Source organism: Leptospira sanjuanensis (assembly GCF_022267325.1).
Classification (GTDB): domain Bacteria; phylum Spirochaetota; class Leptospiria; order Leptospirales; family Leptospiraceae; genus Leptospira; species Leptospira sanjuanensis.
This window is the reverse complement of sequence record NZ_JAIZBG010000001.1, coordinates 3119848-3140708: the sequence shown is the minus strand read 5'-3', so window position 1 is coordinate 3140708 and position 20861 is coordinate 3119848. Positions and strand designations below refer to the sequence as shown.

Sequence of the window (20861 nt, the reverse complement as noted above, 5' to 3'; positions counted from 1 at the left end):
TTCGATTTTTCCTAGCGGAAAACGCTCCGGGAAACTTGGGACTTATTTCATCCCTTGGAACGGTTATCCGATCCAAACGGTCTACTTAAGGAATAGGGACTGAAACGCCTATAAAAAGAATTGCTTTCCGATTCCGCGATGATAGAATGGGGCCGCCTAATCGGGTTTATTCCCGAATTTCAATCCCAGAACTAGATCTAAGGAGCCGCTTCCGATGCCAACTTTACAGGAATCTCCGGTAAAAACGCCGAATTCTCAACAGACTCCCAATTACCCGCCCGTCGATAAGGCCGAGATTGAACGTGTGTTCAAGCTTCAAAAAGAACATTTCCATAAGGTGATGAAACTCACCACCGCAAGTCAGCGGATTCAGCGTTTAAAAAGGCTCAGAGACGCGATCAATAAATACACGCCCGAAATCGAAAAGGCTGTGAACGCGGACTTCCGCAAAAACGAAAGGGAAGTCGACATTTCCGAAATCATGCCTTCGATCTCCGAAGTCAACGACGCGATCAAACACGTACGTAGATGGATGAAACCGGTGGGAGTAAAAACTCCGATGACTCTTTTCGGGGCGAAGAGCCAGATGATCTATGAACCGCGCGGAGTGGTGTTGATCATCGGACCTTGGAACTATCCGTTCTATCTCACGTTTGCTCCTCTTGCGGCTGCGATCGCTGCGGGGAATACGGTTCTCATTAAACCGTCCGAGTTTACTCCCGCGACGACCGAGATCACGCAAAAGATCATCAGCGAAGTATTTCCAAAAGAAGAAGTCGCCGTGTTTCCGGGAGACTATCAGGTTTCAGGCGCGTTGATGGAACTTCCTCTGGATCATATCTTTTTTACGGGAAGCACCCAAGTCGGTAAGATCGTAATGGCCGCGGCGGCCAAACACTTAACGACGGTGACTCTCGAATTAGGCGGTAAGTCGCCTGCGGTTATCGATCGAAGCGCAGATCTCAAAAAGGCGGCTAAAAAACTCGTTTGGGGAAAAGTGTTGAATGCGGGACAAACCTGTGTGGCTCCCGATTATCTTCTTATTCCGAACGACATGATCAAACCGTTTGTGGAAGAAGCAAAAGCGGTCGTAAAACAATTCTATACTAAGGACGGCAAATCTCTTAAGGAGAATCCCGATTTTTGTAGAATCATCAACGATCGCAACTTCAACCGCGTTTCCGGTTACATTCACGAAGCCGTGGAAAAAGGCGCTAAGATCGAGATGGGAGGAGACACGGACGCTTCTCAAAACTACATCGAACCGACACTCCTCAGCAACGTACCAGAAAATTCGAATATTATGGAAGATGAAATCTTCGGACCCGTTCTTCCGATGATTCCATATACGGATCTCGACGACGCGATCGCTAAGATCAACTCCAAACCGAAACCGCTCGCTCTTTACGTATTCGGTAAAAAGGAACGCGCGATCAAAAAGATTCTCAAGGAGACTTCCTCGGGAGGAGTTGCGGTCAACGACGTGATTCTTCACTTGGTGAATCCGAACCTTCCGTTCGGCGGTGTGAATCATTCCGGTCACGGAAGTTATCACGGATACTTCGGTTTTAAAGCATTCTCGCACGAACGTTCCGTTCTGCGTCAGGCCGCTTTGAGTTCGATCGATCTGATGTATCCGCCTTACACGAATTTCGTAAAACGCCTCGTCTCTTTGACAAAGAAGTTTCTCGTTTGAGTCGATAGGAAAAATTCTTCCGGCTTACCGCATTCGGAAGCCGGCGGTTTATGAAAATCCTTTGAGGTAGGCGACAACGCCTAAACTTCAAAGGATTTTTTTGTGCATTTCGGAATTTAAATATAGACAGACTTGTCTGTTCGTTTTTAGTTTGGATAGACTTGTTGGTCTATGGAGAATTCGAATGCGACAACTTACGTTTATTCGCCCCGGCATATTGGAATGGTGGGATGTTCCGGAACCTCGGTTGGAAAGCGACGACGACGCTTTGGTGGAACCGCTTGCGGTCGCGAGATGCGATTTGGATCTGGCGATTTTGCAAGGCGAGGCGCCGTTTCGAGGAAAACTTCTTCATTGGATACGAAATCACGCGCACGGTCTGATTTCCAACACCGCTTTAGGAAAAGCGCCGTTTCGCGGTCCATATGCGTTCGGACACGAATTCGTCGCTCAAGTAAAACAAGTCGGGGACAAGGTGAAGAACGTAAAAGAAGGAGATCGTGTGATCGTCGCGTTTCAGATCGCCTGCGGAAAATGCGATCGATGCAGACAAGGTTTGACCAATAGCTGCACCGGGGTTCCGGCGAGATCGATGTACGGTTTCGGAGATCTTGGAGGAAAAAAATGGGGTGGAGCCTTTTCGGATCTGGTTCGAGTTCCGTTTGCCGATTATATGCTGATTCCTTTGCCGAAGTCGCTTTCTCCCGCCGATGCCGCGAGTATGAGCGATAATATTCCGGACGGTTATAGAACCGTTGCGCCTTTTTTAAAACGAAATCCGGGAAGTCCCGTTTTAGTCGTGGGCGGCGGAGCCAAAAGTGTCGGTCTTTATTCCGTCATGATCGCCCTTGCGATGGGTTCGCCCGTAACCTATGTCGACGATGAACCGCAGAGAATCAGAATCGCTTCGGAGTTAGGAGCCTCGGTCCTCACTAAAAAATATCCCGAACCTGTGATTCAATATCCGATTACCGTGGATGCGAGCGCGAATGAGGACGGACTTGCGTTCGCTCTCCGATCCCTTTTGCCGGGAGGTCATTGTACGAGTGTGGGAATTTACTACAGTAAGAAGACTTCGATTCCTTTGTTGGAAATGTACGGAAGAGGAATTACGTTTTCCACCGGAAGGGTTAACGTTCAACCGTGTTTGCACGATTTACTTCCTTTGACGGAAAATCCGCATTTCTGTCCCCACAAGATTACGACCTTGACTTCTTCCTGGGAAGAAGCTCCGGAAGCTCTGATGGATTTCGGACCCAAGGTCGTAATCGAGAGACGGTTTTGAGATTCGATTTTTAAAGCGCAGCGTTGGCTGCCGCAAGAGCGGCCGCGTAATTCGGTTCGGAACCGATCTCGGGAACAAGCTCCACATAACGCACCGTATCCGATTTATCCACGACGAACACGGCCCTCGCGGAAAGTCCTTTCAGAGGCCCGTCGGCGATATGAGTTCCGTACGCTTTGGAAAAGGAAAAGTCGCGATACTGCGATCCTGTCACGAGGTTCGGAGAATTGATTCCTTCGGTGGAACAAAAACGTTTCATCGCAAACGGAAGATCTCCGGAAATGATGAGGGTCGCGACGTCCGAAAGTCCGGCCGCTTTTTCGTTGAAGACCTTGGTTTCGATCGCACAGACCGAAGTGTCCAGGCTCGGAACCGCCACGAGAATTTTCACTTTCCCCGCGTAGTCTTTGAGACCAAACTCGGAAAGATCTTGTTTGATCGCTTTGAAGTCGGGAGCCTTTTCACCGGGAGAAGGAATCTTTCCTTCCAGCGGAACCGGATTGCCTTTGAGAGTGACTTGTGCCATTTGAGTTTTCCTAATCCATTCAATTTCGAGAATATATGAGAAGAACCAATTCTAACGGAAGAAGGAAGTTTAGAAAGCAGGATTTCCATCGAATGTCTGTGGAAGGGAACGCAAAAAAGAAAGAAATAGAATTCAAATTTGAAAGTAAAATGGAGAATGCTCTTTATTTTATAGATCGGTTTAAAAAAGCGCTTGCTAACGAAAATAACATTCGGATAAGTTGGCGGCAGAACTCAATTTTATGAATCTCAATCGCGTAACAACACAAGATACTCTCGTCACCGTAATGGTGTGGCTCGTGCTTGTGGTGGTCGTCTGGCCACCGGGACCCCGCTTTACGCTGTAGAGATTTACTTCAGGCGCAATCCTAAGAAAAGCCTCCTCCGGTGTAAAGCCGGGGGAGGCTTTTTTATTTTAAGGCGCTCGTTGAATGAACTTGAGAACGAAATCAAAAGTTTACGGAAGAAGGGACCGAGATATGAATTTAAACGGAGCGGAACTCATCGTTCGATTTTTAGAATACGCAGGAATCGAAGTCGTCGCCGGAATTCCGGGAGGCGCGAGTCTTCCCATCTACGACGCGTTACACGGAAGTAAGATCCGCCATATTCTTGCCAGACACGAACAAGGAGCGGGATTTATCGCAGGCGGAATGGCGAGGGCTTCCGGAAAACCCGCGGTTTGCATCGCCTCTTCCGGGCCGGGCGTTACGAATCTGATCACGGCGGTCGCCGATGCTAAGATGGATTCCATTCCTTTGATCGCCATCACCGGCCAGGTTCCGGTTTCGATGATCGGCACGGACGCCTTTCAGGAAATCGATACTCTCAGTCTGTCCGTTCCCATCACAAAAAGAAGTTATCTCGTAAAAGACGTCGAGGATCTGATCCGCATTCTTCCGCAAGCCTGGAAGACTTCGATCGAAGGACGTCCGGGCCCGGTTTGGATCGACGTTCCCAAAGACGTCGCTTCCGCAAGAATCGAATGGAACGAACAAAAAGAAAAAGAATTATGGAATATTCAAAAAGATGAATTTTCTGTGAAGATCGGCGCGGATTGGATCGAACGTTTCAAGGATTTGCTGTCGGAGTCCGAACGTCCCGTATTTTATATCGGGGGCGGTTTGAATCGTCCGGAGTCCGCGGAGTCGTTCCGGAAACTTCACGAAAAACTCGGCTTTCCCACGGTTTCCACATTGATGGGTTTGGGAATTTGTCGCGACGATCATCCTCGTTTTTTGGGAATGCTAGGAATGCACGGTTCGCGCGCTACCAATCTCGTCCTGGAAGAAACCGATCTATTGGTCGCGCTCGGAGTTCGTTTCGACGATCGCGCGACCGGAAAACTGAACGAGTTTTGTCCGAGCGCAAAGATCGTTCACGTGGACATAGACGCGACCGAAATCGGTAAATTAAAGAATCCGAATCTTTTCCTCAGACACGATATCGGAGATTTTCTCAAACAGATGTTGAACGAAACGTTCGCGGAAGCACATTCGGCAAAGGAAGAATGGCTGGATCGAGTTCGAACTCTGAAGACGTTATACGCGTTTCCGATGCCCGAAAAAAAAGAAATGTTGCATCCGTTCGCGATCATTCGACGCGTCGCGGAAATTTTAGAGGACCGTGCGATCGTCACGACAGACGTGGGTCAACATCAGATGTGGGCGGCTCAGTATTATCCGTTTCGAACGCAGGGTTCTCTTTTGACTTCGGGCGGTTTGGGAACGATGGGATTCGGATTGCCGACGGCGATCGGAGCTGCGCTTGTTTCGCCGGACAAACGAATCGTTTGCATTTCTGGAGACGGATCGATCTTGATGAACGTTCAGGAATTGGATACTCTCCGCGAACTCGATTTGGACGTGACCGTACTTTTGATGAACAACGGACATTTAGGACTCGTAAGACAACAGCAGGAACTGTTCTTTTCGTCCCGATTCTCCGCGTCGAAATTCGCTCTTCCCACAAACTTTACGAAAATTGCATCTTCTTTCGGAATCCCTTCTTTCGAGCTAAGGGAAGAAGACTCCGTTTCGGAAGTTCTGGAAGAGGCGTTGAACCGAAAAGGACCTTCTTTTGTGACGCTGAGGGTTGCGCCCGAACTGCACGTATTGCCGATGGTTCCGCCCGGAAAGCCGAATCGAGAAATGATTCATTAAAATATTAGAATATAGGAGAAATATCATGTTTATCCAACCCGCAAAAGAGGAAAGAAGTTATTCATACGAGATCGCGTCCGAAGAAGGCGCGGGCGCAATTTTACGTCTGATCGGAATTTTATCCCGCAAATCGATCGATTGGAAGGATTGGCGCCTCTGGCGCGACACGGAGAACAAAACACAAAGGATCGCTATCGTCATTCATACCGGGGAACCGGAAAAAATACTGAACTTGTTCCGGAGTATTCCGGAAATCACAGGAGTCCACTATGTCGAATCGGATTTCGAATCTGAAACAATCCCTGAACTCTCTCCCGGAAAAGCCGAAGAGTTTACCGTTTCCGCTGCGGGAGGAGGAAACTGAAACATTTCTATTTCGCTTAACAAAAAAGTATCCCGGATGTTTCCTGTTGGAGAGCCATCCGGGATATCCGGATAACTACCGTTATTCGATTCTCGGCTTTTCGCCTTTCGTCCAATTCCGCGGTTATCCCGGAAAGCTCGTCCTCGACGGAGAAACCTTCTTCGTTTTGAATCCTTACCGAACACTCCAAGAAATTTTTCCTCCGAAAAAAAACTGCAAACGTTACACGGGCGGTCTCGTTGGTTGTCTCGGTTACGATTCGGCTTCGCTCTTTGAACCGGTAACCGCTTTGAATCCGCGGAAAGGTTACCCTCTTTTTTCTTTCGGTTTGTACTTGGATGGAATCGTAATCGATCATCTGACCGGATCGTCCGAGTATTTTTATTATACGCGGAACCGGATCGAAGAACTTGCCTCTCTTCTCGATTCGAGCGATACCATTCCGCGCGATACGAAAGTCCGATCCCTCGGATTTTCCAAAACAAAGGAAGAATATACGGATCTTTTTCTGAAAACGAAGGAAGAGATTCTCGCAGGCAACACGTTTCAATGTCAGATCGGTTTCGAAGAACGATTTGAAATTGAGGGAAGTCTCGTTCCGATATACGGAAATTTAAAGAAGGGAAATCCGTCCCCTTATCTTTTCTTTTACAAGGACGACGAGATCGAAACCTTCGGTTCGAGTCCCGAGCTTTTGTTTTCTCATAAGGATCGGATCGCGGAAACATATCCTCTTGCGGGAACGTATCCGAGGGGCGCGACTCCGGAAGAGGATAGGATTCTTGCGCGGAAATTATTAAGCGACAAAAAGGAAATCGCGGAACATTCGATGCTGATCGATCTGCATCGGAACGATCTCAGCCGGGTTTGTGAAAAGGGGACCGTACGAGTCAAAAAGGAATTCGAGATCTTAAAGTTCGCGTACGTTCAGCATATCACGAGCGAAGTTTCCGGAATTATGAGGAAGGACGAGGACTCTTTCAGCGGTTTGGAATCAGTGTTTCCCGCGGGAACTCTTACGGGCGCTCCCAAAGTGGAATCGATCAAGCTGATTGCCAAAACCGAAGGAGACGATCGGGGTTTGTACGGAGGCGTTCTCGGCTATTTCTCTTTGGACGGAAGTTCTCAATTCTGCATTTTAATCCGAAGTCTGTTCCGATCGGGAAACTCCGCGTATTCGAGAGCCGCCTCCGGCATCGTTTTGGATTCTCTGGAAGAATTAGAATATCAAGAAATTCTAAATAAATTGAAGGCAGTGAACCGATCCATGGAGGAATTTACCGCATGAAAAACTGCATCGTCGTCGATCATTACGATTCTTTTACGTACAATCTCGTTCATCTTCTGGAGGATTGTTTGCAAACATCCGGGGAACGATTCTCTTTGTCGATTTTCAGACAGGATCAAACGGATCTGCGTGAGATTCTTTCCTTGAATCCTACCCACATTCTTCTTTCCCCGGGGCCGGGTCATCCGGAGGATCCGGAATATTTCGGGGTTTCCGAATCGATTCTTAGATTAAGAAATCCTTATATTAAGATCTTCGGCGTTTGTCTCGGTATGCAGGGGATCGTCACTTCTTTCGGGGGTCGTCTGCGGAGATCGAAAATTCCGTTTCATGGAAAAACGTCCGAGATCACGCACGATCGGCTTGGAATTTTTAGAGGTATTCCCGATGCGATCCGTGTGATGCGTTACCATTCTTTGGAAGGAGTTCCCGAGTCTTTGCCGGATTGTTTGGAAATTTCCGCGTTCGTCGAATCGGAGAATTCTTCCTTGATGGGAATCAGACACAAAACGCTTCCCATAGAAGGCGTGCAGTTTCATCCGGAATCCTTCGCGACCGAAGGCGGGAGAATTATGATCGAGAACTTTTTGGGATAAATTTCGAACTGTATTTCGATTCATAGGGAGAATTGCTGAGTTTGCCGAGAGCCCGGCCGCGGAGAGGCAACGCCATTTTATTTTCGTGCGTTCTATTCCGAATTTCGGTCCGAAATAAAACGGTTGAGTATGTCGGCGATCTCTTCTTTGCGGAATGGTTTGCTGATAAAGTCGTCCATTCCGGCTGCCATACATTTGTCCCGATCCGATTGATCCGCGTTAGCCGTCATTGCGATGATATAAGGACGAAGGGATTGGTTTGTGTGTTGAGTGAGGATTTTTGCGGTGTCGATTCCGCTCAACTCCGGCATTTGAATATCCAAGAACAAGATATCCGTCCGCATCGTTTCGATGTGATGAAGCGCCTCGATTCCGTTCGGAACGATTACGGGTTCGTATCCGAGTTTTTCGAGAACCTTTCGGATCAGCATCTGATTGATCTCGTTGTCCTCCGCTACAAGAATTTTCAGATCCGTTTGCTGAGGTTTTCCGTTCGCGTTATCGGAAATCGATTTCGGTTCGAAGTCGATTTCCGATTTTTCGGCAAGCGGAATTCTTCCCGAAATTTCGAACACGCTCCCTCTGTTGACGATGCTTTCCGCGGTCAATTCGAGACCCATCATCTCCGCGAGATTTTTGCTGATCGCGAGTCCGAGACCGGTTCCTCCGTATTTTCTCGATACGGACGTATCCGCTTGCGTATATGCTTGAAAGAGTTCGTTGAGTTTGAGTTTGGGAATTCCGATTCCCGTATCGCGGACTCGGATTTTCACGTCGCATTCCTCTCCGATAATGTACGATTCGAATTCCATCGAAACGCTTCCTTTTTCCGTAAACTTAAAGGCATTGGAGATCAGATTGACCAGAATTTGCCGGAGACGATTCGGGTCGGTCGAAACCGTGAGCGGCGTGGTTCTTTCCGTGACCAATCTGAATTCCAGGTTTTTCTTTTTCGTATCCGCTTCGAACAGGGAGTATACGTCCTTTAAAAGCGCCATCAGGTCGAACGCAACGATTTCGATTTTCATGTGAGCGGATTCTAATTTAGAAAAATCTAATATGTCGTTGAGCAGCCCCAAGAGAAGGCCTCCGCTTCTGCGGATCGTGTCGACGTATTCTTTTTGCTCCGGATGCAGATCCGTTTCGGCCAAAAGTCCGGCGACTCCGAGAATTCCGTGGATCGGCGTTCTTATTTCGTGACTCATATTCGCGAAAAATTGGCTTTTGGAATTCTGCAGCTCTTCCTCCTTTGTACGGATGAGAATCAGTTCGCGGTTCTTTTTGATCAGCTCGAAGTTTGCGATCACCTGATTGGACAGGACCTTCAAAATGATTTTTTGTTTTTCGTCGAGCCGTTTCGGATTTTGATCGAGGACGCACAACGTTCCTATGTTGAATCCGTCCGGGGTTTTCAAAGGAGCGCCCGCATAAAAACGGATGAACGGGGGGCCTAAAACCAATGGATTATTCTTAAAACGGGCGTCTTGTTTCGCGTCTTCGATTTCGAAAATATCGTCCTGAAGAATCGCATACTGACAAAAGGAAAAACTTCGCGGAGTTTCGGAGTCGGTCATTCCTACTTTCGCTTTAAACCACTGACGATTCACATCGATCAGGGAGATCAGCGCGGTGGAAGAATTACAGATAAAAGCCGCGATTTGCGTAAGAGAATCGAATTTTTCCTCCGGAGCCGTGTCCACGATCTGATACGAATCCAAAGATTTAAGCCGTTCGTTTTCGTTATCCGGAACGGGTAAAAATTGTTCTTCCGAAATGCTCACAATAGGAAACCGGAAACATTTTCTTTAAAAAAAATAAAATTAGGCAAGAGGAATTTAATACGAACTTCTAAATTCGGATCACCTGAAAATGTCTGGGAGAGCCGTATCCGTTTTCGTACAGACAATTCTGTAACTGCCGCATTTCCCTGCAGATTCTTCCTCGAATTCCCGAATTTAAAATCCGCTCTCCGGCGCTGTACGGAAATTTCAATTTAGAATGATTGGTGAACGTTATTTTTGTTCCGCTCTTGGAAGACTGGAACGTATAAATGTCCCTCTGCTCTAAAAACGGATGGTTCGTTTCCATGACCAGTCTCGAATTCGGAATCCATTCTTTTGCGAAATAATTCGCCTTGAGTTTGAACGGCCCGAAAGAATAGAGTAATTCGTACGTCGGCAGCTGTGTTCCGTTGTTGGACGGCATCGGGGAAACTCCGCAGATTCCGTCGACCCAATGAACTAAATTTCTAAAATCGGCCACAAAACGAAAAGCATCGTCTAAAGAATATGAAACTAAAAAAGTTACAGTAGTTGTTATCATGGAACCTGCCGTTATCCGTTTCGAAAAAGAATTTGCACCATGACCAGAAAGCGAGAGGAGCGCTTGAACTATGAATCTGAGAAAAATAAAAACGATCAGACCTTCGCTGAGAACGATTGAAGGAGGAGGTTTTCCGGTTCGAAGACCTTTCCCCGTTCAGGATCTGATTCAGCTCGATCCCTTTTTGTTATTAGACGAAATGGGACCCGTGGAGTACAAACCCGGAAAAGCGATCGGCGCTCCGGAACATCCGCACAGAGGGTTCGAAACGGTCACTTATTTATTGACTGGTGAAATGGAACACCGCGATTCTTGGGGAAATTACGGAAAATTAAAATCCGGAGACGTTCAATGGATGACCGCGGGTTCGGGTTTGGTGCATTCCGAAATGCCTTCCGACGAATTTCAAAGGAACGGAGGAACGATGCACGGCTTTCAGCTTTGGGTCAATCTTCCTTCCGCAAAAAAAATGAGCGATCCGAGATATCAGGATACGCCTTCGGAAAGAATTCCTGTCGTTCAAACGTCCGACGGAAAAACGAAAGTCAAAGTCATTGCGGGAGAAGTTTTGGGCACCAAAGCCGTGATCGAAACGAAAATTCCGATCCTTTACTATCATCTTCGTTTATCGCCGGGAGCGGATGTTACGATTCCCGTTCCGAATTCGTACAACGTATTCGCATATCCTTTTTCGGGCGACGGAGTTCTTCATACGGAAGAAGGAACGCAGAACGTCCGCGAAGGGGACATGGTTTGGTTCGAACGAAACGAAGGCGACGTTCGATTTTCGCTGCCGGAAAACGCCTCGAAAGAATGGGAACTTCTTTTGATCGGAGGAGAACCGGTTGAGGAACCCGTGGCGAGATACGGCCCTTTCGTGATGAACACACAAGAGGAGATCTATCAAGCTTTCCACGATTTTCAAGCGGGTAAGATGGGCGCGATCCATTCGTAAAACGATGTCGGATTAAACCGTAAATCCGTTAAACGGAAACATTCTTAACGAGGTTTCGGCTCCGGATTTGCGGTTCGGTTTTTAGGGATTTTCGGCGGATTCTCCCCTTGCAAAAGTTTCGGAAAGGGGTAAGATGAATTTTGCAAACCTAAAAATCTGGAGGTACGCTATGGATCGCTTGAACCATTGGCTGCAAGAGCATCGGGATTGGTTGGTCGACTTCCTGCGGATCTATCTCGGCGGAATTTTAATCTATAAAGGTCTGGAGTTCCTATACGATACGGACGCGCTGATTCGTTTGATGGAGATGAACAATGCTCCCATGGCGTCCGCGCTGCTTGCGCATTATATCGTAATCGCGCATATTTGCGGAGGAATTCTTCTCCTATCCGGATTGTTGACCCGCTTTGCCGCGATCCTTCAAGTGCCCGTGTTGATCGGTGCGGTTTTATTCATTCACGGTAAAGAAGGTTTTATGGCTCCGGGATCGAATCTTCCGTATGCGGCGATGATTCTTCTCTTACTTTTTCACTTTTCCTTATATGGTTCGGGAAGAATCTCGGCCGATTACTATATTGAAACGCACAAAAGCGTATAATAAAAATCTAATCTAGATTGGAGAGCAAATCTCTCCAATCTTCCCTAACGAATAACGGAGTGCAAATTCCGGCGCCCGATTTTGTATGGAATGAGAACGGGTTTTATTCCTGCTATTCCGATAAATTTTCTACATGACCGACCATACAAATGAAAAACATAAAGTCGCGGTGATCGGAGGGGGAGCCGCCGGATTTTTCGGCGCGATTCAGATCGCTTCCGAGGGAACTTGTAGCGTCACGCTTTTGGAAAAAGGAAAACAATTTCTTTCCAAAGTGAAGATCTCCGGGGGCGGAAGATGTAACGTTACGCACCATTGTCTCGATCCGGAAACTCTCAGTAAGAATTACCCGAGAGGGGAACGGGAGCTTCGCTGGGCCTTTGAAACTTTCGGACCGAAAGACACGATCCGGTGGTATGAGGAGCGCGGTGTCGCATTAAAAACCGAGGCCGACGGGAGAATGTTCCCGATCACGGATTCTTCCGAAACGATTTTACAGACGCTTTTTCAGGAAGCAAAGAAGGTTGGAGTTAAACTCAAAACGACGACCGAAATTCACTCCGTCACTCCGACGGACGAGGGTCGTTTTCAAATCAAGTTTAAGAACGGAGAAATATTAGAATTCGATAAAGTTCTTTTTGCGACCGGTTCGGGGAGAAAGGCGTGGGGTTGGTTGCAGGCCATGGGCCATACGATTTTGGAACCGGTTCCGTCGTTGTTTACGTTTAAGATTTCCGATTCCCGTCTGGAGAATTTATCCGGTCTTTCCTTCGAGCAGACGGAATGTTCTCTCGTCGAATTCGGATATTCCCAGATCGGGCCGACGCTCATCACGCATTGGGGATTGAGCGGACCCGCGATTTTGAAACTATCCGCAAAAGGCGCTCGGGAACTTTTTCAGAAAGAATACGATACGATCTTAAAGATCAATTTTATACCTGGTATGAAAAAGGACGAGGTCCGCAAAAAGATCGAGAAGGAAAAGGAATTGCATCCTTCTAAATCGATCGTCAACACGCCCGTTCTAGGAATCCCGAGAAGATACTGGGAAAGAATATTAGAAATTCATTCTATAGATTTCTCGAAGAAATGGTCAGGGTTGTCTTCCAGGGATTTGCACGCGATCACCGAAGAACTCACGGACGCACGATTCAGGATCTCCGGGAAGGGAGAATTTAAGGACGAGTTCGTAACCTGCGGAGGCGTAAGCCGCAAAGAAGTGAACTTCAAAACGATGGAAAGCAAGGTCGTCCCCGGAGTTTACTTTGCCGGAGAGGTTTTGGACGTGGACGGGGTTACGGGCGGATTTAATTTTCAAAACGCGTGGACGACTTCTTACATCGCCGCGCGCGGAATTTCGGAAAGTTTTTAGAACGGCCAAGGGTTCGGATAAGAAGAATAGCCCAGAAGATTCCCGTCAGGATCTTTAAAGTATTTCGTATATTCCGTTTCTTGAATCCATTGGGGAAGTCGTTTCAGATCTTCCGGCTTCAGAACGGCCGCGGAAAAAATGAGGGCTTTCGGGCCTTGCACCTTCAGATCGATTTCCAGCATGAGAATGATTTCCCCGGATTGAAACCAAACCGAGCGCAACGAACCGTCAGGATTGCGGTTTTCCTTCGATTTCGTAAGACCCGGCAAGGATTCGTAAAACGAAACGAGAGAATCCGGATGCGGAGATCCGATCGCGATATGATGCAGCATTAGGCGACGAGGTCCTTATAATTCGGATTTCGGTTTAAAAAGGTCACAACGTAAGAACAGCTCGGAATGATCTTTTTATTCAAGGAACGCGCTTTGTCCAAAGCAGTTCGGACGAGATCTGCGGCGAGGCCCTTACCTCTATGTTCCGGCGGAACGTAAGTCGAAAGAAGATTCCACACTTCGTTTCCTTCTTCCCGATAAAACAGATGGGATTCGTATCCGTCTACTTGTGCGTAAAATTTCGATTCCGATTCGGAGTGAACGACTTCTGGATTCATTCCTCAACTTTAAGATCGGAGAAGAATTCATCAAGCCGAAAGAGAATTTTGTCTTTCCATCCGCGTGAAATAAAAAAACCTAATCCGTTAAAACTTCGACAGGACTGAAAATGAAAACGGAATCGGCTTCGGAAAAGAAAGAAATTATTTATGATTATGACTATATCGTCGTCGGCTCGGGCTTCGGTGGAAGCGTTTCCGCTCTTCGCCTTTCGCAGAAAGGGTATAAGGTGGCCGTATTGGAATCGGGCAAACGCTGGAACAGCTCCGAATTTCCGAAGACGAATTGGAATCTCCGCAAGTTCCTATGGTTCCCGAAATTGTTCTGCTTCGGAATTCAGAGAATCAATTTTCTGAATGACGTGATGGTATTGAGCGGCGCAGGAGTCGGAGGCGGAAGTCTCGTTTACGCGAACACGTTGTATGTCCCGCCCGAGCCGTTCTGGCAAAAAGCCCTCGTTCAAAAGATGGGAGGGAAAAAGGGGATTCTTCCTTTTTACGAGCTTGCAAAGAGGATGCTTGGCGTTGTGGAGAATCCGAGGATTTGGGAATCGGATCGGTATATGCAGGAAACCGCAAAGACCTTCGGGATCGAGAAGTCGTTTAACAAAACTCCCGTCGGAGTTCATTTCGGTAAAAGCGGAATCGACCCGTTCTTCGGCGGAGAAGGACCGGAAAGGAATTCCTGCAACGATTGCGGCGGTTGTATGGTCGGTTGCCGATTCAATGCGAAGAACACGCTCGATAAGAATTATCTTTACTTCGCCGAAAAAGCGGGGGCGGTAGTTTTGCCTGAAACGAAAGTTTCCCGTTTACTTCCGTTAAACGAAGACGGTTCCGCCGGTTACGAGTTGCATACCGAAAGAACGACTTCTTTTTTCGGTTCTCCGAGAAGAATTTACAAAGCGAAGTCGGTCGTTCTTTCCGCGGGAGTTCTCGGAACGTTAGGACTTCTTTTAAAAATGAAAGAAGAAGGAATTCTTCCGAAACTTTCAAAACGTCTCGGACACGTAGTTCGAACCAACAGCGAGTCTTTAATCGGAGTCACTCTGAAGGATAAGAAGGCGGATCTTTCGCACGGAATCGCGATCACTTCGAGCGTGTTTCCCGATGAACACACGCATATCGAACCGGTGCGTTATTCGGACGGAGCCGATGCGATGAACGGATTGGCGGCCGGAGTTCTCGTAGACGGGGGAGGGAGTATTCCGAGGCAACTCCGCTTTTTGATCGAAGTTTTAAAACATCCGATCCACAGTGTGAGCTTGCTCAATCCGATCGGATTTGCCAGAAGGACGATCATTCTTCTTGTTATGCAGACCGTCGACAACAGCATCGAGATCGTGCGTAAAAGAAGATGGATCTGGCCTTTTAAACGAACGCTTTCTTCGACGCAGGAAAACGGAGAAAAAATTCCAACCTACATACCGATCGCGAACGAATTTGCAAGAAGACTCGCTCAGATCACGGGCGGCGTAGCACGAAGCAGCATCAACGAAGCGTTGCTCGATATACCGGCGACCGCTCATATATTAGGCGGATGTAATATAGCGGAATCTTCCGAGGAAGGGGTAATCGATCTTGAGAACAAGGTTTTCGATTATCAAAATCTTACTATCTGCGACGGCTCCATGATCCCGGCGAATTTAGGCGTCAATCCGAGTCTGACGATCGCGGCTTTGTCCGAGCGGGCGATGTCTTTTGTCCCTCCGAAAGAAAAGGAAATCTTTCAGTTCCAGTTTGAAAAGAGATGGGGTGTGATCGGATTGTTCGGAAAGGCAAAAAATTCTTCCTTTCCGAGGAACGCGACGGCGGACGGCGGAAGGTCAAATAACTCCTCGGGGAAAAAAGGAAAGATAAATCAGTCCGCGCCCGTGACTAAGGTTGGCGAGGCGAAGAAGTCGGGTTTGGCGAAAAAAGCCGCAAAGACTTCAAAAGCAAAATCCTCTAAAAAGTAAAAAAAGTAAAGAGTATAATGTAATTAGAATATTCTAAAATTGGAATTATTTCTTCGAACAAGGAAAACCGTGGATTTTCGTTCCACGGATTTCCCGAAGAAATTCTTTCTTAGTCGAGTTTTTCTTCGATCAAAGAATCTACGGAAGCTTTTCCGCCGCCTTTGATAAAAAGGACGATCGAGATTCCGATCAAAAGAAGATGGTATTCGTATCCTTCTCCCTGCTGATTCCCCGCCCAGTTGATGAAAAAGCCGTGCGGCAAGTGAACGAGAAACGTCGCTCCGATCATCACCAATCCGATTCCGAATGCGGACAATCTCGTGAACAATCCAAGGATCAATCCGATTGCGCCGAAAAATTCGCCGATGATGACGAGAAATGCGATCGGTGCGGGAATTCCAGTTCCGACAAAATATCCCATAGTTCCTGTGAAACCGTAACCGCCGAACCAACCCAAGAGTTTTTGTGCGCCGTGCGGGAACATTACAACTCCTGCAACTACTCTGAGAATGAGGGATCCGAGATCCGAATCTGTTTTAAAAAATTTTTGAAGCATTTGTTTCCTCCTAAATGATTCCAAGTTTATCATTCGCGAATCTTTGATGCTGAATGATTTAAATTTAAAGTATTAAGAATGAGCTGTATGTTTGCAGATCTTTCCTTATGATTTTGAATTTGCGGGAACTCCGCGCCGTAAGGCACAGAGTGGCTCATGTTTTGATAGTGAATGGTTTATATTCAAAGTATAACCATTGAAAAATGAAATCATACTGCTTTTAAACCTACTTCCTTGAGAAAATCACCAAGATCGATCAGTTGAGCTTCCGTCAAAGGATCGAATTTATGTACCAAAGAATCGAGAATTGCAGGAAATACTTTCTGAACGAGCGAGCTTCCTTCCGAAGTCAGATGGATAATGATATACCGTCTGTCTTCTTCGCTTCGAACCCTTTGAACCAATTTTCGTTTTTCCAGGTTGTCTATGATCTGGGTTATGTTTCCTTCGCAGGAGAACAGCTTTTGACCGATTTCCTTTTGGCACATCGGACCCAGATGATGAAGCGTTTCGAGGCAACCGAATTGCCCTGTCGTTAGGCCGTATTTTGTGAAAACCTTTTCTTCCAACTGACGAATCGAGTCGGAACAACGGCTCAGCTTAATAAAAGCGTTTAAGACCGCGGTTTCTCGACTGTTGCCTTTGTAGTGGGTTCCCATATAAATACTTTAAACTTGAACTATTATCTGTTAGACCGGGTTTTCCGGTCAATGTTTTTTTAATTCCGATTGTTTGCGCGGGGAGTTCCCACACTTTGGAGCTGTGTCAGAGTATCCATTCAGCGGGTTTTTGGTCTACGATCTCAAACAGAACCCGGAGGATTTTCAAGTGGAGGAAATTCTTCGGCCGAATACGGTCCAACCCGCCGGAAAGTGGACGATCTTCCGACTTCGAAAATCCGGATGGAATACGCTCGACGCTCTTTTAAGAATTTCCAAGGAATCCAAGGTAGCACTTTCCGATATCGGTTACGCCGGAAAAAAGGACCGACACGCGACAACTTCCCAATTTATCAGCTGCCAAAAACCGTTGCGGGTTCCGGCCGAACTTTCGCAGGTTTTACAGGTAGAGTCGGTCGGTAAAAGCGATCATTCTCTGAGTCCCGACGACAACGCTGGAAACCGATTCGTTCTGGTTCTTCGAAATCTGATCGAGAAAGAGTTCGAAAAGGTTCGGAAAAATTTTGACAACATCGCAAAGAACGGTTTTCCCAATTACTACGATTCGCAGAGATTCAGCCGATTTCATCCGGAGTTTCTACTTCCCATTTTTCCGTATTTGCAAGGCGATCCCGAAACTTGTTTGAAACTTCTTTTGACCGATGTATATCCGGGAGAGAAAAAACAAGCGCGCGATCGTAAGAAACTTTTGCAAACCGCTTGGGGAAATTGGTCCGAATGCGCGCATTTGTCGGAAAGTAAATTGGAAAATCGGATCTTCTCCGGTTTAAAGCGGGAAAGAAATCTTACACGAAAAACGTATTCCGATTTGATTTTGCAATTTCCGGAAGAAGAATTGCTGATGCTCGTTACGTCTTTACAATCCTTTATCTGGAACGAATTCGTATCCAGACTTTCCGTTGCCGTTGCGAAAGAGGGCGTTTGGATCAAAACAAAGACCGGCCCTTTGTTTTTTTGGGGAGAATCGGCCGGGGAATTTTTTTCGGCCACTAAAAGTTTACCCGTTCCCGGAGCGCCAGGAATTCAAAAATTAGAATATTCTAAAATTGAAATGGATATGATCGAGCGTGTTCTTGCGGATTTGCGATTGAAAGAATCGGATTTGGACCGTTCTCCGTTTCCAAAGGTCAAAATGAAATCCTTTGATCGGAACGTTTGCGTTGTGCCGGAGGACTTTCAATTGGGAGATCCGATGGAAGACGAACAAAACCCGGGAAGAAAAAAGGCTGCGATTTCCTTTCGTCTTCCTTCCGGGTCGTATGCGACGATGCTTGTTAAACGATTGATGCTGCGGGCCGATATTTGAATAAAAATATTAAACGACTTCCGACGGATCCCAACAAGTTCTAAAATTCTCGTCCAAAGAATTCAAAATCCTCATGTCCTCGTCTTTGATTTGAAAATCGAAAATTTGGGCGTTTTCTACGATTCTGTCCTTTTTAACGGATTTAGGAATCACGACGATATTCTGTTCAACGGCCCAGCGGATCAAAATTTGAGCAGGAGTCCTACCGTATTGTTTCGCGATGTCCGCGATCCGGCGATCCTCGATTTTTTGTCCGTGAGCAAGCGGGCTATATGCTTCCAGTTGAATCTTATGTTTTTTACAATATTCGAACAACACGACCTGATTTAAAAAGGGATGAAACTCCACCTGATTGACGGCGGGAGTAATTTTCGCTTCCTTTAACAATTCCGTCAGATGCGCGATCGTATAATTGCTGACTCCGATCGATTTACAGAGTTTATCGTGATACGCTTTCTCCAATTCTTTCCAAGAATCGTTTCTTTTGGAAGTTACCGGAAAATGAATGAGATATAAATCGACGAAATCGATCCCCAATGTTTCGAGACTCGTTTCCAAGGCCTTTCTCGTTTTATCCGAACCTTGGTCCGCGTTCCAAAGTTTTGTCGTTATGAAAATTTCTTTTCTCGGGATTCCGCTTTCGCGAATCGCCTTACCAACGTCCTCTTCATTCCCGTAAATCTTCGCAGTATCGATATGTCTATAACCTGCTTCGAGCGCGTTTAAAACCGCTTCCCTGCATTCTTTGCCGGATTTCGTTTTCCAAACGCCGAGTCCTAAGATCGGCATCGAGACTCCGTTGTTGAGGGTCACGGATTGATCGAAAGATTTTTTTGTCATAAAATTTCCTATGATACTTGGACGATTCTGAAAACGAAAGGGGGAATCGAAAGATAAAAATTGCATCCGATGGAAACGAACGACGTGTTTTGAATGCGGATCTTTTTTTGATTCTTCCTTGGGAAAGAATTGCAAAATTCGTTTTCTTCGAAATCATCATCCGTCATGCAATTGAGTACAGTATTTTCAGATTTAATTTTAAGCCTTGTTGCAATCTTGGCCGCGTTTCAGATCAGAAACTCCGCTTCGTATTCTAGAACCGCCGGTTTCTTAGGATTTTTAACGATAGGAGTTTCTGCCGGACTAGGGACGATTCATTTTTTAGGAATCGGGCTTCTGGATCCAGTGTATCGTTTTTCCGTGGGACTTGCTTCCTTTGTGGGCGTGCCGTTGATCGGCGTGGGATTTTTTCATCTCGGCATTAAGAAGCTGGAAAAGAATTCCCTTTATCCGATCGCAGGAGTTCTGCTTCTGATCTACGTTGTTTTCGGATATTTGCTTCCGTTCCCTTTGCTCTCAACCGTGTTAGGCGGACTTGCGATGGTTACGGCAATTCTTGTTTGTATTCGTAAGAATTCCGGCGGGACAAAAGTCGCCGCGTTGTACGGAATTTTAGGAGCGATCCTATTTATTCTTGCGGGGCTCGTGATCGGAACAACCGGTTCCAGAGGGCCGATTTTAAACGTGGATATTTTTCACATCGTTCTTGCCGTTGCGGTGTATTCTCTGAGCGTTTCTCTCAAACGATTGAGTTGATAAACTCCGGGAGTTTTTTTGGGGAATCTTAGAATATTCGAAAATTCGAATATTCTAAGATTAAGAAGGAATTTGTTCCGAAACCTGAGTTACCCAGGACGCATAGTAGTTCGCAAGAGTTCTCAAAAACATCAGATCCAATTCGTTCTCGTCCTTCAGGATCTTGACCGCATTCGTAAATTGAAGACGGAACTCGGTCAACGGGGTTGCTTCCGCGATCACGCGTTTCATCGACGGCGCGTTGTCCTCCATCCCGTATTCCTGAGCCCATTTTTCGATCAAACTTCCGCAGTTGTACTTTTTAGAAAGAAGAAGCTGCGCCAAAATGTGACGAAACATACTCTCGATCGAAATGATCGTGATGTCCTTATGAAGAATGGAAATTTCCGTAATGATATCGTCCTTCTTATCGATGACGACCTTCGTGTTTCCGATCTTGTTGAAGATCTTCGATAGATCGTTGTAGGCCTTGAAGTTTTTAAGAATCGTTTCTCGGTCCTTCATGTTCACGGTTCTTTCATTTTCGGGAAGATTCATTTCGTTCAGGATCGTTTCAATCACGAGAAAAATGATGTCGAAGGAAAACTGAGCCGATTTACCCACCAAGTAACGGATTTCATTTTGAAAGGAAGCGTGTATTCCGCTGAAAAATAATTCCAACTTATCCGGCGGCAACGTCGTAGACGCTTTGTAAAGATTGATCATGTCCTTTGTGAATTTGGCACGATCCAAAATCGGAAAGAGTTCGGGATGATTGGTATGAGTCCTTAAGAAAGTTTCCTTTAAGACTTTGACGGCACCTTGTCTGACTTCGTCCGTTCTATAAAGTACGCGATAGAGCAGAACGGAAAGTTCACGGGATGTTTTTTTCGCTTTAAGAATCTTAAGATCGGATTCGTCGAGATTCGAAGATTTAGGAGGGTTCTGGCTTTGCGCTTCTGCCATGGGCTTCTTTATGAAACAATTGGTATGCCAATGCTTTCCTTAAAAAA

The 20861-nt window shown here is 46.5% G+C and carries 20 protein-coding genes and 1 pseudogene; 12 read left to right on the top strand and 9 right to left on the bottom strand.

Annotated elements, in window-relative coordinates:
• The first annotated feature begins 214 nt into the window (after nucleotides 1–214).
• Nucleotides 215–1696, top strand: coding sequence for an aldehyde dehydrogenase family protein (locus LFX25_RS14095; protein WP_238730802.1), 1482 nt, complete (start codon nucleotides 215–217; stop codon nucleotides 1694–1696).
• A gap of 184 nt (nucleotides 1697–1880) precedes the next feature.
• Nucleotides 1881–2981 carry a zinc-dependent alcohol dehydrogenase gene (locus LFX25_RS14090; RefSeq protein WP_238730801.1) on the top strand — a complete coding sequence of 367 codons (1101 nt, stop codon included), beginning with the start codon at nucleotides 1881–1883 and terminating at the stop codon, nucleotides 2979–2981.
• A 10-nt stretch (nucleotides 2982–2991) separates the two neighbouring features.
• Here the strand turns inward: LFX25_RS14090 and tpx are convergent, their stop codons facing one another.
• The gene (tpx, locus tag LFX25_RS14085; protein ID WP_238730800.1) at nucleotides 2992–3507 is read right to left on the bottom strand and encodes a thiol peroxidase; all 516 of its coding nucleotides are present in this window, start codon (nucleotides 3505–3507) and stop codon (nucleotides 2992–2994) included.
• 478 nt (nucleotides 3508–3985) lie between these two features.
• Here tpx and ilvB point away from each other — a divergent pair, with 478 nt between their 5' ends.
• From ilvB to LFX25_RS14065, 4 genes are read left to right on the top strand one after another with little or no spacing between them, the layout of a single operon-like run.
• Nucleotides 3986–5668, top strand: a complete 1683-nt coding sequence (gene ilvB / locus LFX25_RS14080) for a biosynthetic-type acetolactate synthase large subunit (RefSeq protein ID WP_238730799.1) — start codon at nucleotides 3986–3988, stop codon at nucleotides 5666–5668.
• Nucleotides 5669–5693: 25 nt separating this feature from the next.
• Entirely contained in the window at nucleotides 5694–6032 is a 339-nt protein-coding gene (locus LFX25_RS14075) for a hypothetical protein (protein WP_238730798.1), read from the top strand.
• A complete protein-coding gene (locus tag LFX25_RS14070; protein WP_255717824.1) occupies nucleotides 5938–7320 on the top strand; it encodes an anthranilate synthase component I family protein in 1383 nt (460 codons plus the stop codon). Before LFX25_RS14075 ends, LFX25_RS14070 begins: the two co-directional genes overlap by 95 nt.
• Nucleotides 7317–7916: an anthranilate synthase component II gene (locus LFX25_RS14065; RefSeq protein ID WP_238730796.1), complete on the top strand. Its 600-nt coding sequence runs from the start codon at nucleotides 7317–7319 to the stop codon at nucleotides 7914–7916. Before LFX25_RS14070 ends, LFX25_RS14065 begins: the two co-directional genes overlap by 4 nt.
• Before the next feature lie 92 nt (nucleotides 7917–8008).
• Here the strand turns inward: LFX25_RS14065 and LFX25_RS14060 are convergent, their stop codons facing one another.
• Together LFX25_RS14060 and LFX25_RS14055 are read right to left on the bottom strand one after the other, a co-directional pair.
• Nucleotides 8009–9697 carry a GAF domain-containing hybrid sensor histidine kinase/response regulator gene (locus tag LFX25_RS14060; protein ID WP_238730795.1) on the bottom strand — a complete coding sequence of 563 codons (1689 nt, stop codon included), beginning with the start codon at nucleotides 9695–9697 and terminating at the stop codon, nucleotides 8009–8011.
• A 67-nt stretch (nucleotides 9698–9764) separates the two neighbouring features.
• Nucleotides 9765–10238 (bottom strand): LIC13081 family protein, encoded by a 474-nt coding sequence (locus tag LFX25_RS14055; RefSeq protein WP_238730794.1) that lies wholly within the window; start codon nucleotides 10236–10238, stop codon nucleotides 9765–9767.
• A 70-nt stretch (nucleotides 10239–10308) separates the two neighbouring features.
• Between LFX25_RS14055 and LFX25_RS14050 the strand changes: the two genes are divergently transcribed.
• The 3 genes from LFX25_RS14050 to LFX25_RS14040 all read left to right on the top strand — a co-directional run bounded on the left by LFX25_RS14050 (nucleotide 10309) and on the right by LFX25_RS14040 (nucleotide 13163).
• Complete coding sequence (locus tag LFX25_RS14050; protein ID WP_238730793.1) at nucleotides 10309–11193, top strand: pirin family protein; 885 nt, start codon at nucleotides 10309–10311, stop codon at nucleotides 11191–11193.
• Between the two features lie 169 nt (nucleotides 11194–11362).
• Nucleotides 11363–11791: a DoxX family protein gene (locus LFX25_RS14045; RefSeq protein WP_406600503.1), complete on the top strand. Its 429-nt coding sequence runs from the start codon at nucleotides 11363–11365 to the stop codon at nucleotides 11789–11791.
• 133 nt (nucleotides 11792–11924) lie between these two features.
• Nucleotides 11925–13163, top strand: coding sequence for a BaiN/RdsA family NAD(P)/FAD-dependent oxidoreductase (locus tag LFX25_RS14040; protein ID WP_238730792.1), 1239 nt, complete (start codon nucleotides 11925–11927; stop codon nucleotides 13161–13163).
• Here the strand turns inward: LFX25_RS14040 and LFX25_RS14035 are convergent.
• Nucleotides 13160–13495 carry a VOC family protein gene (locus LFX25_RS14035; protein WP_238730791.1) on the bottom strand — a complete coding sequence of 112 codons (336 nt, stop codon included), beginning with the start codon at nucleotides 13493–13495 and terminating at the stop codon, nucleotides 13160–13162. The two genes, LFX25_RS14040 and LFX25_RS14035, sit on opposite strands and share 4 nt — an antisense overlap.
• Entirely contained in the window at nucleotides 13495–13773 is a 279-nt protein-coding gene (locus LFX25_RS14030; protein ID WP_238730790.1) for a GNAT family N-acetyltransferase, read from the bottom strand. Before LFX25_RS14030 ends, LFX25_RS14035 begins: the two co-directional genes overlap by 1 nt.
• Nucleotides 13774–13883: 110 nt before the next feature.
• Between LFX25_RS14030 and LFX25_RS14025 the strand changes: the two are divergent.
• Nucleotides 13884–15566 (top strand): annotated as a pseudogene (locus tag LFX25_RS14025) (GMC oxidoreductase); the annotation flags it as partial.
• Nucleotides 15567–15840: 274 nt separating this feature from the next.
• Here LFX25_RS14025 and LFX25_RS14020 read toward each other — a convergent pair.
• Nucleotides 15841–16287, bottom strand: coding sequence for a DoxX family protein (locus LFX25_RS14020; protein ID WP_238730789.1), 447 nt, complete (start codon nucleotides 16285–16287; stop codon nucleotides 15841–15843).
• Between the two features lie 209 nt (nucleotides 16288–16496).
• On the bottom strand, nucleotides 16497–16946 hold the full coding sequence (locus LFX25_RS14015) for a MarR family winged helix-turn-helix transcriptional regulator (protein ID WP_238730788.1): 450 nt from the start codon (nucleotides 16944–16946) through the stop codon (nucleotides 16497–16499).
• A 103-nt stretch (nucleotides 16947–17049) separates the two neighbouring features.
• Between LFX25_RS14015 and truD the strand changes: the two genes are divergently transcribed.
• Nucleotides 17050–18273, top strand: coding sequence for a tRNA pseudouridine(13) synthase TruD (gene truD / locus LFX25_RS14010; protein WP_238730787.1), 1224 nt, complete (start codon nucleotides 17050–17052; stop codon nucleotides 18271–18273).
• 9 nt (nucleotides 18274–18282) lie between these two features.
• On the opposite strand, the gene LFX25_RS14005 is transcribed toward truD, so the two are convergent.
• On the bottom strand, nucleotides 18283–19113 hold the full coding sequence (locus LFX25_RS14005; RefSeq protein WP_238730786.1) for an aldo/keto reductase: 831 nt from the start codon (nucleotides 19111–19113) through the stop codon (nucleotides 18283–18285).
• Between the two features lie 165 nt (nucleotides 19114–19278).
• Between LFX25_RS14005 and LFX25_RS14000 the strand changes: the two genes are divergently transcribed.
• Nucleotides 19279–19869, top strand: coding sequence for a hypothetical protein (locus tag LFX25_RS14000; RefSeq protein WP_238730785.1), 591 nt, complete (start codon nucleotides 19279–19281; stop codon nucleotides 19867–19869).
• 60 nt (nucleotides 19870–19929) lie between these two features.
• On the opposite strand, the gene LFX25_RS13995 is transcribed toward LFX25_RS14000, so the two are convergent.
• Nucleotides 19930–20814: an LIC_13029 family protein gene (locus LFX25_RS13995; RefSeq protein ID WP_118956471.1), complete on the bottom strand. Its 885-nt coding sequence runs from the start codon at nucleotides 20812–20814 to the stop codon at nucleotides 19930–19932.
• Between the last annotated feature and the right edge of the window lie 47 nt (nucleotides 20815–20861).

What these genes read in the sequence shown, in the direction of transcription:
- LFX25_RS14090 (WP_238730801.1), top strand. Translation starts at nt 1,881, where the DNA reads ATGCGACAACTTACGTTTATTCGCCCCGGCATATTGGAATGGTGGGAT.
- LFX25_RS14040 (WP_238730792.1), top strand. Translation starts at nt 11,925, where the DNA reads ATGACCGACCATACAAATGAAAAACATAAAGTCGCGGTGATCGGAGGG.
- LFX25_RS14020 (WP_238730789.1), bottom strand. Translation starts at nt 16,287, where the DNA reads ATGCTTCAAAAATTTTTTAAAACAGATTCGGATCTCGGATCCCTCATT.
- LFX25_RS14000 (WP_238730785.1), top strand. Translation starts at nt 19,279, where the DNA reads ATGCAATTGAGTACAGTATTTTCAGATTTAATTTTAAGCCTTGTTGCA.
- LFX25_RS14045 (WP_406600503.1), top strand. Translation starts at nt 11,363, where the DNA reads ATGGATCGCTTGAACCATTGGCTGCAAGAGCATCGGGATTGGTTGGTC.
- LFX25_RS14035 (WP_238730791.1), bottom strand. Translation starts at nt 13,495, where the DNA reads ATGCTGCATCATATCGCGATCGGATCTCCGCATCCGGATTCTCTCGTT.
- LFX25_RS14030 (WP_238730790.1), bottom strand. Translation starts at nt 13,773, where the DNA reads ATGAATCCAGAAGTCGTTCACTCCGAATCGGAATCGAAATTTTACGCA.
- LFX25_RS14055 (WP_238730794.1), bottom strand. Translation starts at nt 10,238, where the DNA reads ATGATAACAACTACTGTAACTTTTTTAGTTTCATATTCTTTAGACGAT.
- LFX25_RS14075 (WP_238730798.1), top strand. Translation starts at nt 5,694, where the DNA reads ATGTTTATCCAACCCGCAAAAGAGGAAAGAAGTTATTCATACGAGATC.
- LFX25_RS14015 (WP_238730788.1), bottom strand. Translation starts at nt 16,946, where the DNA reads ATGGGAACCCACTACAAAGGCAACAGTCGAGAAACCGCGGTCTTAAAC.
- LFX25_RS14050 (WP_238730793.1), top strand. Translation starts at nt 10,309, where the DNA reads ATGAATCTGAGAAAAATAAAAACGATCAGACCTTCGCTGAGAACGATT.
- LFX25_RS14065 (WP_238730796.1), top strand. Translation starts at nt 7,317, where the DNA reads ATGAAAAACTGCATCGTCGTCGATCATTACGATTCTTTTACGTACAAT.
- LFX25_RS14005 (WP_238730786.1), bottom strand. Translation starts at nt 19,113, where the DNA reads ATGACAAAAAAATCTTTCGATCAATCCGTGACCCTCAACAACGGAGTC.
- tpx (WP_238730800.1), bottom strand. Translation starts at nt 3,507, where the DNA reads ATGGCACAAGTCACTCTCAAAGGCAATCCGGTTCCGCTGGAAGGAAAG.
- ilvB (WP_238730799.1), top strand. Translation starts at nt 3,986, where the DNA reads ATGAATTTAAACGGAGCGGAACTCATCGTTCGATTTTTAGAATACGCA.
- LFX25_RS14070 (WP_255717824.1), top strand. Translation starts at nt 5,938, where the DNA reads ATGTCGAATCGGATTTCGAATCTGAAACAATCCCTGAACTCTCTCCCG.
- LFX25_RS13995 (WP_118956471.1), bottom strand. Translation starts at nt 20,814, where the DNA reads ATGGCAGAAGCGCAAAGCCAGAACCCTCCTAAATCTTCGAATCTCGAC.
- LFX25_RS14095 (WP_238730802.1), top strand. Translation starts at nt 215, where the DNA reads ATGCCAACTTTACAGGAATCTCCGGTAAAAACGCCGAATTCTCAACAG.